Genomic DNA, 13,428 nt, shown 5'->3' with positions numbered 1-13,428 from the left:
TTATGCGAATATATTTAAGCAAACTTGACTAGTTATTAATCGCTGTTTTACAACCCCCTGACGGTTATTACTTGGCCTAAAGGCATGGTACTTTTTTAGTTGCCGCTCCCGGATACGGTATAAAAAACACCGGCGGTCAGCTCCACCCTCATCAGCGGCGCTTCCTGTCTGCCTTTGCCGATTTTTATTTCCTTAACTTTGACAGCCCGGGCACCTTGCTGCAGTTCCGCCAGAAAAGCCAGCAGGCCTTCATACTGTCCTTCCAGAACAATGGTTACCGGCATCTCCACATATTCCTTTTGGGGGAGGTAGTCGGCAAATTGCACCTGCAGCAATTGCAGGCCGGTGTCATTGGCCATGCCTTGCCATTCGTTAAGCAGCCCGCCTTCATCAGGCCGGTCGGGCAGCAGACCCTGCAGGGTTGACAATTGCTGTTGCAAGCGGGCCGCCTGGCCCTTGACCTGCACCAGGGCCTGCAGCCGCAGCCGGTCCTGCAGCAGGGCGTCCTGCTCGTCCGCCGCCTGCTGCCGCACCGCCAGCAGGGTGCTGAACCGGCTGTAAACCGGCCACAGCAGCACAATAAGAGCCGCGGCGACAATAAAAAGAGTAATTTTATCTTTAGATAAGGATTTCTCTGCTATGGCAAACCACCTGCCTCGGCTTGGCTTAAGGGAGTCTCCCGGCCGGCCGACAAAATTGCTTTAATCTCAAAGCGGCTGTAAGGACTCGCCGGGTCTGCTTGATCAATAAACCGGCAGCGGATGTCGGCCAAACCGGGAATTTGCTGCAGATCTGTTAACCAGCGGGCCACCGCCGCGTGGTTAAGGGCGTTGCCCCGGATTACCAATTCACCCTTTGAGGCGGCCGGCTGCCCGCCGGCTGCCGGGGCAGCCGCCGTACCGCCGGTTTGCTCTGCGGCCTGGAAATCCGTCAGCCAGACATCCGGCGGAATGGCCAGGCCGATGCCCTCTAAAATTTTATAATAATCCGGCGGTGTCCCCATGGCGGCGCGGTACAGGCCGTTCAGCCGGTTGGTCTGCGCCTGTAATTGTTCATAGGGCCGGTAAGCGGCCATTTCTGCCTGCAGGGCCTGTCGTTCAGCCTGCAGCCGGGCCAGCTCCTGCCGGGCCTGCAGCACAGCCAGGTGCAGCGCCGCATACACGCCCAGCAGAAAACACAAAACCACCAGGCCGGCCGCCAGGATTTTTTTCTGACGCCGCAAGCGCAGCCGCTGCTGTTGTATTTCCGGCGGCAACAGGTTGATTCTGATATCCATGGGTTAAGCCCCCAATCCCCGCAGAGCCAGACCGATGCATACGGCAAAGTCTGCTCCTGCCTCCCCTAAATGGACGCCGGTGGCCGGCAAAGATCGGCTGAGGTTTTGCAAAGGATCCAGCACGGTCACCGGCACCTCCAGTTCTTCCTGCAGCCGTTCCGGCAGTTGCTTCAGGCGGGCCCCGCGGCCGCTGAGCAGTACCGAGTTAACCGTGCTGGCATTGCCCTGGGCAAGGTAGTAGCTTACCGAGGAACGAATTTCATTGGCCAGGGTGACAAGCCAATCCCCGGCCGGCGGCCGGGACAGCAGCGCTGCTTCCTGCAGGGCAAGGCCGGCTTCGTCGGCATAAGTAATCAAAGAATGAGCAATTACTCTGGAAAACCTGGGCACCCCTTGGCTGACCAATTGAATGGTTGTTAATCCGTTGGCGATATCAACCAGCACCAGGGTATCCGAACGCTGGGCGGCCGACAGGGTGCGCAGCAGAGCCAGGTAGGAAATATCCAGTATCTCGGTCTGCAGGCCGGCAGCCTGCAGGGCCTGCAGGTTGCTTTGCACAATGTCCCGCCGGGAGGCCACCAGCAAAACTTCCAGTTCTGCGGCATTGGCTTTATTTACCTCGCCCAGCAAGGCGTAATCAAAAACCAGTTGGGAGAGGTTGACGGGGAAATACTGGCCGGCCTGGAAACGCAGGGCCTGGGCTAACTTTTTCTCCGGTATTTTCGGTAAGGTGGCAATGCGCATAAACACGTTTTGATTGCAAATCCCCAGCACCACATGCTGTTTGCTGATGCCACAGCGGGCCCAAAGCTCCCGCAGGGCCCCGGCAACCGCAGCCGCCTGTGCCACCACCCCTTCGGACACCGCCGGCAGCGGGATATCTGTTTGACCGGCCGCCGCCAGGAAGGCTGACCGGCCGCTGCCCTGCAGTTCCACCACCCGAATTACACCGGTATCTATTTCCACTCCGACAGCTCCCGGGCTTGCAAAAAATCCCATGTTTTCCCATTCAGCTCCGTATCTCAGTTTTATTGGACACCCCAAACACCTATCTGCCCACCGAGGTAACCACCGTAAAGATGGGCAGGTAGATGGCAATTACAATGGCGCCGATGATGAAACCCACAAAGATAAGCAGTAATGGCTCAATCAGGGCGGTTAGCCCCTTGGTGACGGTGGCCACTTCTTCTTCGTAAAAATCTGCCACCCGCCCCAGCAGGGCAGCCAGCTGGCCGGTTTCTTCACCCACCGCCACCATGTTAATAACCATGGGCGGGAAAAAGCCGCTTTTCTTAAGGGGAGCAGCAATGCTCCGGCCCTCCTGGATACCCGCCGCCACTTGTTTGACAGCCTCCGCCACCTGGCTGCTGCCGGCGGCCGGCCCGGCCGCGGCCAGGGCCTGCAGCACCGGAATGCCGCCGCCTAAAAGAGTTGCCAGGGTGCGGCAAAAGCGGGCAAGGGTGGCTTTTTTAAAGAGGTCGCCAAAGACCGGCAGGCGAAATTTTATCTTATCCCAGGCACGGCTGCCGGCGGGGCTGCCGATATACAGCCGCAGCCCCCCCATAACGGCCGCCAGCCCCAACAGGTAAAAATACCAGAACTGGCGTAGCGAATTGCTGAAACCAACCACCAGCCGGGTGGGCAAGGGCAGCGCCGCCTGCTGGGGGAAAAATCCGACAAATATCGGCACCACCCAGAACATCATGGCCAGCACAATAATTGCGGCAAATACAATGACCACCGACGGGTAAAAGGTGGCAGACCGGATGCTGTCCCGCAGGTATTTTTCTTTTTCCAGCTGCTGGGACAGCCGTTGGAGAATTTCATTTAAAGCCCCCCCCAGTTCGCCGGCTTTAATCATTTCTCTGTACATGCCGGAAAAAATGTCCGGGTAGCCCCCCAGGGCTTCCGAAAAGCTCATGCCGCCTTCCACCCGGCGGGCTATTTCCCCGGTGCAGCGGGCCAACCAGGCATTGCCGGTCTGCTCGCTGAGGGTATACAGGCAGCGGGTGAGGGGGATACCGGAAGCAAGCATGGCAGCCAGCTGGCGGCTGAAAAAAGCCAGTTCGCCCAGTTTTACTTTGTTGCGCTTTAAAAGGGAACCCCGCAGGGGGGAATCTTTGATTTCCTTTATCTCAACCGGGGCATACCCCATTTGGCTTAAACGGTCGGCAGCCGCTTGCGGGTTTTCCGCTGTCAGCCGGCCCTCCAGCAGATTGCCTGTTTTATCGATGGCCTGGTAGGCATATAACGGCATACTATCTACCTGCTTTTAATTAAATACTAAATTAAAAACCCCTGCTGATGGCGCGTTCCAGCTCCACCTTGTCCACACAGCGCTCCAGGGCCATGCTGCGGCTGATCCGGCCGGTCAGGCACAGGTTGGCCAGGGCTTGATCCATGGTCTGCATGCCGGCTGCCCGGGCTGTTTGCATGACGGTATACAGCTGGTGTTCCTTGCCTTCACGAATCAGGTTTCTCACGGCGGGCGTGCCAAGCAGCAGCTCCACCGCCGCCACCCTGCCCCGGCCGTCCGCCCGGGGAATTAACTGCTGGGCAATAATACCCTGCAGTGAATCGGCCAGCTGCTGCCTAATCTGGTCACGCATGCCGTCGGCAAACACATCCACAATACGGTGCACGGCCAGGGCGGCAGTCTGGGTATGCAGGGTGGAAAACACCAGGTGCCCGGTTTCCGCAGCGGTAAGGGCTATGGCAATGCTCTCCCGGTCACGCATTTCCCCTACCAATATAACGTCCGGGTCGTGGCGCAGCACATGCCTTAGGGCACTGGCGAAAGAATGGGTATCCACCCCCACCTCCCGCTGTTTAATAATGGATTTTTGATGGCTGTGCAAAAATTCAATGGGATTCTCAATGGTTACAATATGGCAGCTTCTTTCCCGGTTAATTGCGTCGATGATGGCTGCCAGGGTGGTTGATTTGCCGCTGCCGGTGGGCCCGGTAACCAGCACCAAACCCCGGGGCAGGCGGGCCAGCTCTTTCACCGACGGCGGCAACCCTAAATCCTCCAGGCGGGGAATCTGCATGGCAACTACCCGGAAGTTGGCAGCCAGCGTACCCCTTTGCCACATAATGTTGCCGCGAAAACGGCCGATGCCGGCAATTGAATAAGCAAAATCCAGTTCCAGGTCTTTTTCCAGCTGCTCCCGGTAGTGGGGCTGTAAAATGGGATAAATTAAATTTTGCACATCCTGGGGCAGCAAACAGGGCAGGTCGGCCATCCTGACCAGTTCGCCGAACACCCGAACCACCGGCGGCGTTCCGACGTTCAGGTGCAAATCCGAACCGTTCATCCGGACGGTGCGGGCCAGTATTTCATTGATGTGCGGTAAGGCTTGTTCGCTCATTTTAAACGACCACCCTCAACACTTCCTCCAGGGAAGTAATGCCTTGTTTCACCTTGAGCAAGCCGTCCTGGCGCAGGGTAACCATACCCTCGGCCAGGGCTGCTTGTTTAATTTCCCTGGCCGAGGCCCGGGCCAGGGTTAAACGCTGGATTGTATCGCTGACAAAAAGCAATTCATAAATGCCTGTCCGGCCCCGGTAGCCGGTATTGCTGCAGCGCATGCAGCCCCTGGGCCTATATAGGGTTACCCGGTTGCTCCCGGGGTCAATGGGAAAATCGGGTACATGGGCCAGGTCTTGCGGGGTCAGTTCAATCTTTTCCTTGCAGTGGCTGCATAAGATCCTGGCCAAACGCTGGGCCAGCACACACACCAGCGAAGAAGCCGTTAAGAAAGGTTCGATGCCCATCTCTGTTAACCGGCTGATGGCCCCCGGGGCATCGTTGGTATGCAGGGTAGAAAAGACCATGTGGCCGGTCATGGCAGATTCAATGGCAATTTTGGCTGTTTCATGGTCGCGAATTTCACCCACCATGATAACGTCAGGATCGCTGCGCAGTATGGAACGCAGCCCGGATGCAAAGGTAAGGCCGGCCTGCGGGTTAATTTGAATTTGGTTAATGCCTTCCATCCGGTATTCCACCGGGTCTTCCACGGTAATGACATTCTTGCTCACCCGGTCCACCGCATTCAGGCCGGCATACAGGGTGGTGCTTTTGCCGCTGCCGGTGGGGCCGGTGACCAGGATAAAACCATAAGGCAGTTTAATTGCTTCCCGGAAGCGTTCCAATACCGCCGGGGCCAGCCCCAGTTCCTCCAGGCTGATGCGGCGGGCCGAACTGTCCAGCAGCCGGAGGGTTAACCTTTCTCCGAAGCTGGCGGGCAGGGAAGCTACCCTTATATCAATGGATTTTCCTTCTATTTTTACGGACATGCGGCCGTCCTGGGGGATGCGCCGGTCGGCAATGTCCATATTAGCCATCACTTTAATGCGGGAAACCAGGGAAGCATGCATTTTCACAGGGGGCTCCATAATATCGTGCAGCACGCCGTCAATTCTGAAGCGAACCCGCATGCGTTTTTCATAGCGTTCGATATGCACGTCGCTGGCATTGGCACTGACCGCCTGGGTCAGGATCAGGTTGGCCAGCTGCACCGCCGGCTGGCCGGCATCTTCCGGTTCGGCTATTAATTCAGTGACCGGCGCCGCTTCTTCTTCTGTTTGGGTAAACTCCATGCTGCTGCGGCTGTATTTTTCAATGGCCACTTCCAGTTCACTGTCCGGCGCAAATACCGGTTTAATCTCGTAGCCGGCCAGCACCCGCAAATCATCAATGGCCATGATGTCGGTGGGCTTTTGCATAGCCACCACCAGCTTGCCTTCGGCAAATCCGATGGGCAGCGCCCGGTAACGCTTAACGGCTTCCAGCGGCAAGGCTGCCAGCGCCGCCGGGTCAAGGTTGTATTTTTCCAGGGACACAAAGGGTACCCCGGCATGCTTGGCAATTACCCCGGCTATATCGTCTTCCGAACAATAACCCAGCTGCACCAGGGCTTTACCCAGCACCAACGACTTGTCTTTATTTGATTTTTGATAGGCCAGGGCTTCCTCCAGCTGTTTCTGGGTGATAATTCCTTCGTTAACCAACCAGGTTCCTAAAAAACTGCGGGTTAGTTTCATTGCCATTACCCCTGTTTTAAGACGAAAATGAAAAAACCAAAACTCTAATTTACTTAGGTTTTGGACAGCTACATTCCTAAGGCAACCCGGCCGCCATAGACTAAGGTCCTTAGGCCCGTGGCTTTGCGTCCTCTTTTTTCAAAGAGTTTGCCTTTGTAATACGTGTGTTATATATTGCTTTGTTGGTAATTATTTTCGTCACACTATTTAAAATTCCTACTTTGCCTGATTACCCCGGGGTAAAAACTTTGTAAAAAATGCAAGTTCTGCCGCCAATTCGCTACGGTGGCCCTTGGGGTCGCCTCAAACGGGCTCTCCCGGCCAGAATCGGCTGGCGCCCGCATCCTGTGAGCACCACCCCAATGGCTCCTTTCGCACATCAAGTGCTGTGACCGGTGCTTCGACAAGTGGCTGGCAGGGGATCATAAAACCCCCTGACTTTTCTTTGTCTGCAATCAGAAACGGCCTTGCGGCCGTTTCGGTGTGCTATATTCTCCGTATTTTGCCATAACCGGCAGTAAACCGGCGGCTCAGCTGCTTGTCAGCAGACCCGTGAGCCGTCCCCCCCACGATTAATTCTTTGATAGCCATGGTTGGCTGGGCATCCGAAACCGGGGCACCCTGTCCGTCTTTGCCGCAGGTGCCGATGGTAAAGCCCAGGTCGGAGCCCACCCGTTCCACCATCCGCAAAACCTCCGGGCCGTTGCCGGTCAGGGTGGCGCCGCGCACCAGCGGGCCGATTTCGCCGTCTTGGATTAAGTAGCCTTCAGCCACATCAAAGACAAAATCCCCGGTGGTGGTATTTACCTGTCCGCCGCCCATTTTTTTCACCAGCAGGCCGCTTTTATAATCTTTAATGATTTTGTCCGGGTCTTCCTTGCCCGGGGCAATATAAGTGTTGGCCATACGGGGCAGGGGTTTGTGCTGGTAGGACTCCCGGCGCCCGTGACCGTTGGATTCCCGTTTTTCTTTGCCGGCAGTAAGGCGGTCGTAAAGATAATCTGTTAAAATACCCTTTTCAATCAGGGTTACTTTGCGGGAGGGAACCCCTTCATCGTCAAAACGGTAAGAACCGTAACGGTTGGGCAGGGTGGCATCATCAACAACCGTGATTAATTGGCTGGCCACCGGCTGGCCCTTTTTGCCGGCGTAAACCGACAGTTGTCTTTGTTCCAGGTCGGCCTCCAGGCCGTGGCCGCAGGCTTCGTGAACCATTGTCCCGCCGGCTTCCCCGGCCATCACCACCGGCATTTTGCCGGCCGGGGCCGGCAGGGCCGTGAGCATTTTAACCGCCCGGTGGGCCGCCGACCGGGCAAATTGTTCCGGATCGCAGTCGGCAAAAATTTCAAAGCCGGCATGACTGCCTATGGCATCATAGCCCGTTTGGATATTGCCGTTTTCCGCCGCCACCACATTTACCATCAGACGGGTGCGCACCCGCTCGTCTTCCACATAAGTTCCTTCACTGTTGGCAACGGTTACTTTTTGTACGGTATCGCCGTAACCCACAATAACCTGCTTTATTTTCTCACGGTCAACCGCCCGGGCGGCCTGCTCCACTCTTTTTACCAGCTCTACTTTAGCCTGGGTGGAAACATTCTCCGGGCGGGTTTTAATCCGGAAATCAACCAGCGGTTTAAGGGTGGTAAGATCCAGCTGCAAATCCTTTGGGCCGCCCTGGGCAGCGTGGCTGACAATCTTAGCCGCTGCCAGTAACCCCTGCTTGCTGGTGTCATTGGTGTAGGCATAGGCAGTGGCCTCGCCGGACAGCACCCGGATGCCCGCCCCGGCATCCAGGCCGGAATTAACCCGCTCAATGCGCCCGGCTTCCAGGCCAATGCCGGTGGTTTGTTTTTCTTCCAGAAAAATATCTGCAAAGTCGCCGCCGTTAGCTAAAGCAACACTAAGCACTTCTTTTAAATCATTTTTATCCAACAAATTCCTTCCCCCCACATCTAACCCAAATATTTAGACCTAGTTTCTGCCCCGGTAAGGCAATCTATACAATTATTGATAAATTCCACCATTATTTTATAGTATATGCCGGTTGTTGCCAATGAAACTGTTAAAATAAAGTTTTTAATTGCCTGGCTTGTTGACATCGGCAGGGAAGGAATTGAGGTTCTGCCGGGACGACAAGGGATAAGCCGCTTGAAAGGCATTGGCCCGGCCCACCGCCCCGTTGGTTGCGGTTTCTGCTGCCCGGTTGGGAGACGCCGGGGAACCGTTTGCAGTAAAGAAAACCACCTCAATTTCTGCCTGCACTTCACCATTTTGATACCATGCCGGTATCTCCGCAGCGGTTTCGGAAGAGCCGGACAGGCGGCCGCTGTCGCCCGGCCGGAGGTGGATACGGCGGATTTCAGCAGCCTGCGGCAAGTTTTCCAGCCTGTTTACATACTGTACTACCTGATTGTACGAACCGTCTATTTGCAGGGTAAAGGGTGTTTCTGACAGGTGTTGCCCGGCAGCAGCCGGCCAGGGTTTTATCCATTGCAATACCGCCCCTGCCTGACGGGCCTGGCGGCTTAATTCCACCAGCATGGCCCCTGTCTGTACATTGGTATTAAAAGACGGCCGCAGGGCGGCAAGTTTGTCTGTCATGGCTGCAGCCTGCCGCTGCCTGATTTTTTCTGCCGCCAGGATCTGCTTTGCCCGGGTAATTTCTTGTTGGACTTCGGTCAGTTGCCTTTGGTTATCCAGGTAAGTTTTTATTGGTTTTGCCAGACCCAACCGGTACAAACCGGTGCACAGGCACAGGACAACCAGGGCACTTACCAGCACCCTTTCTCCGGTGCTAAGGTTGAACAGTCGGCTTGTCATGCCGGGCACCCCCTTTAACCGCGGCGGTCAGTTCAAATTTAACAATGCCCTGCAACCTGTCGTAGCGGGCTTCGGTTAGTTGGATTGAGGCAAAATAAGGCAGCCTGCTTAATTGGTGCAGTAAAACACCCACCGACTCCATATCCCAGCAACTGCCGCAAATATACACCCGCCAGGAAACTGCCGCTGATCGGGACAGGTTAGCCGCCGGCGCCCCGGTGGTTCTGTCCGGGGCCGGCTGATTTCCTTGTGCGGCGGTGGCAGCCTCGGCCGGCGAGGCAGCCGGACCGCCGTGCCCCGGTAAACCGCCTGCCCTGTGAATTTCCAGGCGGTTTACCCAGGTATCGGCCGGCAAGGCCAAGGGTAAATCCTGCAGCAGGCGGTACCAGGTAAGCCGGTTGTGCAGCACCTGATACATCTGGTCGTATATGGCCTGCTGCTCCCTGAGAGAAGCCGTCAGCTTGTCTGTTGCCGCAACCCGGGGCTGCAGTTGGGCCAGTTCCTGCCGTGCCTGGGCCAATTGCCTGTGGCCGGCCGACAGCCGGCAATAAAAAAGCAAACAGCCGGCAAATAAAATAACGGCCACAGCGGCCCCCAACCAGAGATAATTAACCTTAATTTTATTGCCGGGGCACTGCAGACAGGGGGGAAGCAAATTTATTTTATACATGGTACCCCACCTCCCCCAGGATAAGCCCGAGAGCCACTGCATAGGCAGGATCATAGGCCCGGTCGGGCTTGTCTACCACGCTCTGCCAGCAAGCCGGCGGGCCCGCCGCTGTGGCAATGCCCCATTTTTGGCTTAGATAGCCGCCTAACCCCGGCAACCTGGAAGTAGCACCGGTAAGCAAGATTCTGCCCGGATAAGTTTGCTCCGGGGCAAGATGCTTGTAAATTTCCTTGGCCAGTTGGTCAATGCCCTCCCTTATATAAAAATCCAGTTGCCACTGAACCGCCGGGGCAGTTGACGCCGCTCCTTCACCCGAGGGCAGCCGGCCGCCTTCTTCTAATAACTGCCGGGCCTCTTGCCGGCTGATGCCGTAGCTTTGGGCAATTACTCCGGTAACAGTGTCACTGCCCACCGCCACCTGGCCGACCCAATTAATCCGCCCTCCTTGCACAAGCACCAGTTGGGCAGCAGCCACCCCTATATCAATGACAGCCAGCGGTTGCCGGTCTGCCTCCCTGCCAAATAACCGCCAGAGGCTGAAAGCCGGCAAATCAATGCCCACTACCCTGAGTCCGGCCATCAGAAAAACATGATAGTATTGCTCCACCACAGAGGTGGGGAGCGCCACCAGCAGCAGGCTGCTCAAGATCTGCCCGTTGTCAACTTGTTCAGCCAGCTTTACATAACGTACAGTCAAGTGGGCAGCGGGCAACCCCACCAGCTCTTGTGCTTCGTGGTTTATCCTTGCCTGCCACGCTTGTTTGGTCAGCTTAGGAAGTTTTAACAGCCGTGTTTTTACCTGCTGCACCGGCAGTGAAATAACCACCTGGCGGCTCGTCAGCCCGGCAGTGTGCATCAGGCGGCCAAGGGCCTCTGCCAGTTCCGCCTCGGCCTCCGGTGCCGGGCCTGCCGGCGGGGCCGGTACGCTGCCCAGGGCGGCCAGGTTGGGGACACCCCGGTTAATTTTCACTTCGACAGCTTTAATGCGGTGTGTACCAAGGTCAACAGCTGCCAGGCAGGGCTGCCGCCGGGTAAAAATTTGTTCAAGTAATCTTTTCACTTGGCACCTCTTACAGGTTAGTCTATGCGAAAGACCGGATATTTTTCCTGCCAGGATATAATGCTCAGGCGGGTGGTTACCCAGGCCGGGTGAATATTCTGAAAGTCAGGCCGGTAGGTTACGGTGGCCCGGTTGCAGGCCAGCTGCCGGGTAACCAGCAAACCCTGCAGGCGGGCCTGCTGGGCCAGAGATATCTTCTCCCGGCTATATAAGGCGGCGGCCACGTCAGCTCCCGGCTGCAGGCTGATTTCCCCGGCACTGATTAACAACAGCGAGTCGGCAGCCGGATCGTGGGCCTGCAGGAGGGCGCTGTCGGGTATGGTTATGGAACCGGCTGCCACCAGGGTAATATTCCCCTGATAACGGCCGGAGACGTTCAGATTGCCCTGGATGTAATAAATACCCGGCAGCAGGTCTTCCGCCCTGATTGTTTGATGGCCGGATAGGTAATAGTCACAGTGCCGGGCATACCAGGCAAGATCCAGCAGAGGAAAATCCGGGAAGGGGTAGCTGACCGCCTGGGGAGTAGCGGCATAGGCTTGACCAAAGTTATCCGAGACCATCGGGGTAACGGAGCCGGTGGCATAAATGCTGCCATCCCACCGGATAACCTGTCCCTGGTTGAGCGGCCGGCCCACATGCCCCTGCAGTACCGTTACATTGCCGCAGCTTCGTACAGGCCCGTCAATGATATCCCCGTTAATTAAAACATCGCCGCCGGACTTTAATTCTCCTGTATAAACAGCGCCGGCCTCAACAACGATCGGCCCCGTTGCCAGCAGTTGCGGGGCGGCCAAGTTAGCGGCGGGCCCCAATGTGCAGCCGCCTTTGATATAGATACCGTCATAAAACAGGCCGTCTGCACTAAAATCAGTGTCGGCCAGCACCACCAGCGGTGATTCGATGATGGCATTGATAAATTCGGCTGATTGCTGCACCAGCGTCCCGGGCAAATCATTGACCGGACGGGAAAACCGCACATTGGCCACCAGGGATCGTTTGGCGGTGGCATATTTGCCGGTTACCTCAAGCCTCACTGCATAACCCCCGGCGTCTGCCGCTGTTTTAGTAAGGCTGAGGGAGTGGATGGTGCCCGCCCCGGTAAATTGCGCCGGTTGCTGCGGGGTACCGTCAGACCGGCTGATCTCCAGCACAGCAAAGCTTTCATTAAACAAATTTAACAATGATTGCAGGCAGTTCTTGTCTGGGCCGGACAAACCGGCCAGCAAAGAGGTCAGTTGCTTTTTATCGTAAGTTTTGTTAATTTGCAAACTGTCCAGCAGTTTTACCCGGCTCTGCAATATGCTTAGGGTTTTTTCCAACGCCGCATCAGCCACATAGTAAGCCTGGGTTTCTTCCAGCGCAGCCTGCAGAGTCAGTTGATCTGTCCGGGTCAGAGTAAGGGCAGCGGTACATAAAAGGCTTAAAATCATTAACAAGGTTACTACCGGCAGCACAGCCTGACCCCGGCGGTTATTGATCAAATCTCGCACGCTTCACCAGTCCTTTGGTGACCTGAGCTGTACCGCCGATGTGAGCAGCGGTGGTCGGGTCAGCCGGCCTTTGCCTTCCAGCGTGATAATCACCATGGTTTTATAGGAATTGTCCGGCGTTTCCGCCGGCAGGTAGGTAAGTTTCAGTGATTGTATATTTCTGGCGACGGTATTCACCCCTTCGTTAGGGTGGTAAAGCGGTTCCCCCCGGTTGGGCACCTGGCCGTCAAAACCGCTGGGAATGTCGTATATTTTTCGCAGCAGGTCGCCGTCCTTGACATAATAAGCAATAATTTTATCCCGGGCATACAGGGTTGGCATGGCCGGGTTGCTGTCTGTCATGGGCTTGGGCATTCTGAACTTCAGTACATGGGTGTCGGTAGTGGTAGTTAACCAGCGGGCTTCCCGCAGTTCCCGTTCCAGCCGGTTCATGCCAATCCTCAGTTGACTGCGCACATCGCTTTCTTCACTGTACCTTAAATAGGAAGTAAGCCCCGTCATCAACAAGGCCGCCGCGGCATTAACCACCAGGGTCAGGATTACCGTAGCCACCAGCACTTCCACCAGGGTAAACCCCTGCTCTTGCAGCGGCTTGCCGGGACTTACCGTCTTGCTTTTGCCATGTACAAACTGAGGCATTTTTCTTGCCCCGCTTCCTGATAATAGATAGTTACCTGTACTGTTGCCCAAAGGCTGCTCCGATCCGGCCAGACCTGAAGGCGATAAGTAAAATCATTGTGGGGCCGGTCATCATTTTCTGTTAAATATTTACCGTCGATATAGGGTGGGCCAAATGTGAGAGGTTGCGGCGATATGACCGGGTTGTTCAAATAACCGGCGTTAAAATCACGCCAATACATGGCTTTGATTTCTTCAAGTTTTGCTTGGGCCAGGTGTTTTGCCAGCAGCCGGCGCTCAACCGCAATTTGCTGCCGCTTGTTATGGGCCAGCAGGGTCACTACCGGCAGTATAACCACAGTTATAATAAGCAGGCAAACCAACAGTTCCGTTAAAGTAAATCCTCGCCGGTTCAGGTTAACTGCTTTCATAAGCGTCT

14 protein-coding genes and 1 riboswitch are annotated in these 13,428 nt (G+C 56.0%); of the genes, 1 reads left to right on the top strand and 13 read right to left on the bottom strand.

Annotated features, from left to right (window positions below):
• Positions 1-95 precede the first annotated feature (95 nt).
• The 6 genes from pilO to DESHY_RS10285 all read right to left on the bottom strand — a co-directional run bounded on the left by pilO (position 96) and on the right by DESHY_RS10285 (position 6,325).
• The gene (pilO, locus tag DESHY_RS10310) at positions 96-578 is read right to left on the bottom strand and encodes a type 4a pilus biogenesis protein PilO (protein WP_008412552.1); all 483 of its coding nucleotides are present in this window, start codon (positions 576-578) and stop codon (positions 96-98) included.
• 59 nt (positions 579-637) lie between these two features.
• Positions 638-1,276 (bottom strand): PilN domain-containing protein, encoded by a 639-nt coding sequence (locus tag DESHY_RS10305; RefSeq protein WP_008412551.1) that lies wholly within the window; start codon positions 1,274-1,276, stop codon positions 638-640.
• A gap of 3 nt (positions 1,277-1,279) precedes the next feature.
• Positions 1,280-2,242: a type IV pilus biogenesis protein PilM gene (gene pilM, locus DESHY_RS10300; protein WP_235695565.1), complete on the bottom strand. Its 963-nt coding sequence runs from the start codon at positions 2,240-2,242 to the stop codon at positions 1,280-1,282.
• Positions 2,243-2,324: 82 nt separating this feature from the next.
• A complete protein-coding gene (locus DESHY_RS10295) occupies positions 2,325-3,533 on the bottom strand; it encodes a type II secretion system F family protein (protein ID WP_008412547.1) in 1,209 nt (402 codons plus the stop codon).
• Between the two features lie 31 nt (positions 3,534-3,564).
• Entirely contained in the window at positions 3,565-4,647 is a 1,083-nt protein-coding gene (locus DESHY_RS10290) for a type IV pilus twitching motility protein PilT (RefSeq protein WP_008412546.1), read from the bottom strand.
• A 1-nt stretch (position 4,648) separates the two neighbouring features.
• Positions 4,649-6,325, bottom strand: coding sequence for a GspE/PulE family protein (locus tag DESHY_RS10285; RefSeq protein ID WP_008412544.1), 1,677 nt, complete (start codon positions 6,323-6,325; stop codon positions 4,649-4,651).
• A 77-nt stretch (positions 6,326-6,402) separates the two neighbouring features.
• Positions 6,403-6,487, bottom strand: a riboswitch (cyclic di-GMP riboswitch).
• A 95-nt stretch (positions 6,488-6,582) separates the two neighbouring features.
• On the opposite strand from DESHY_RS10285, the gene DESHY_RS14745 reads away from it, so the two are divergent.
• Positions 6,583-6,717, top strand: coding sequence for a hypothetical protein (locus DESHY_RS14745; RefSeq protein ID WP_274377196.1), 135 nt, complete (start codon positions 6,583-6,585; stop codon positions 6,715-6,717).
• Positions 6,718-6,811: 94 nt separating this feature from the next.
• Here the strand turns inward: DESHY_RS14745 and DESHY_RS10280 are convergent, their stop codons facing one another.
• The 7 genes from DESHY_RS10280 to DESHY_RS10250 all read right to left on the bottom strand — a co-directional run bounded on the left by DESHY_RS10280 (position 6,812) and on the right by DESHY_RS10250 (position 13,420).
• Entirely contained in the window at positions 6,812-8,263 is a 1,452-nt protein-coding gene (locus tag DESHY_RS10280; RefSeq protein WP_008412543.1) for a TldD/PmbA family protein, read from the bottom strand.
• Between the two features lie 141 nt (positions 8,264-8,404).
• The gene (locus DESHY_RS10275; protein ID WP_048818072.1) at positions 8,405-9,148 is read right to left on the bottom strand and encodes a type IV pilus inner membrane component PilO; all 744 of its coding nucleotides are present in this window, start codon (positions 9,146-9,148) and stop codon (positions 8,405-8,407) included.
• Positions 9,123-9,818 carry a PilN domain-containing protein gene (locus DESHY_RS10270; protein ID WP_008412541.1) on the bottom strand — a complete coding sequence of 232 codons (696 nt, stop codon included), beginning with the start codon at positions 9,816-9,818 and terminating at the stop codon, positions 9,123-9,125. Before DESHY_RS10270 ends, DESHY_RS10275 begins: the two co-directional genes overlap by 26 nt.
• Entirely contained in the window at positions 9,811-10,878 is a 1,068-nt protein-coding gene (gene pilM, locus DESHY_RS10265) for a pilus assembly protein PilM (protein WP_008412540.1), read from the bottom strand. The genes DESHY_RS10270 and pilM (DESHY_RS10265) overlap by 8 nt, the downstream gene beginning before the upstream one ends.
• A gap of 17 nt (positions 10,879-10,895) precedes the next feature.
• The gene (locus tag DESHY_RS10260) at positions 10,896-12,371 is read right to left on the bottom strand and encodes a bactofilin family protein (RefSeq protein WP_008412539.1); all 1,476 of its coding nucleotides are present in this window, start codon (positions 12,369-12,371) and stop codon (positions 10,896-10,898) included.
• A 3-nt stretch (positions 12,372-12,374) separates the two neighbouring features.
• Positions 12,375-13,010: a PilW family protein gene (locus DESHY_RS10255; RefSeq protein ID WP_008412538.1), complete on the bottom strand. Its 636-nt coding sequence runs from the start codon at positions 13,008-13,010 to the stop codon at positions 12,375-12,377.
• Positions 12,974-13,420: a type IV pilus modification PilV family protein gene (locus DESHY_RS10250; RefSeq protein ID WP_008412536.1), complete on the bottom strand. Its 447-nt coding sequence runs from the start codon at positions 13,418-13,420 to the stop codon at positions 12,974-12,976. The genes DESHY_RS10255 and DESHY_RS10250 overlap by 37 nt, the downstream gene beginning before the upstream one ends.
• Positions 13,421-13,428 lie beyond the last annotated feature (8 nt).

Origin of the sequence: Desulforamulus hydrothermalis Lam5 = DSM 18033, from assembly GCF_000315365.1 — a bacterium.
Classification (GTDB): Bacteria; Bacillota; Desulfotomaculia; order Desulfotomaculales; family Desulfotomaculaceae; genus Desulfotomaculum; species Desulfotomaculum hydrothermale.
Note: the sequence above shows the minus strand (reverse complement) of the source record. Positions and strands in the feature narration are given on the sequence as shown.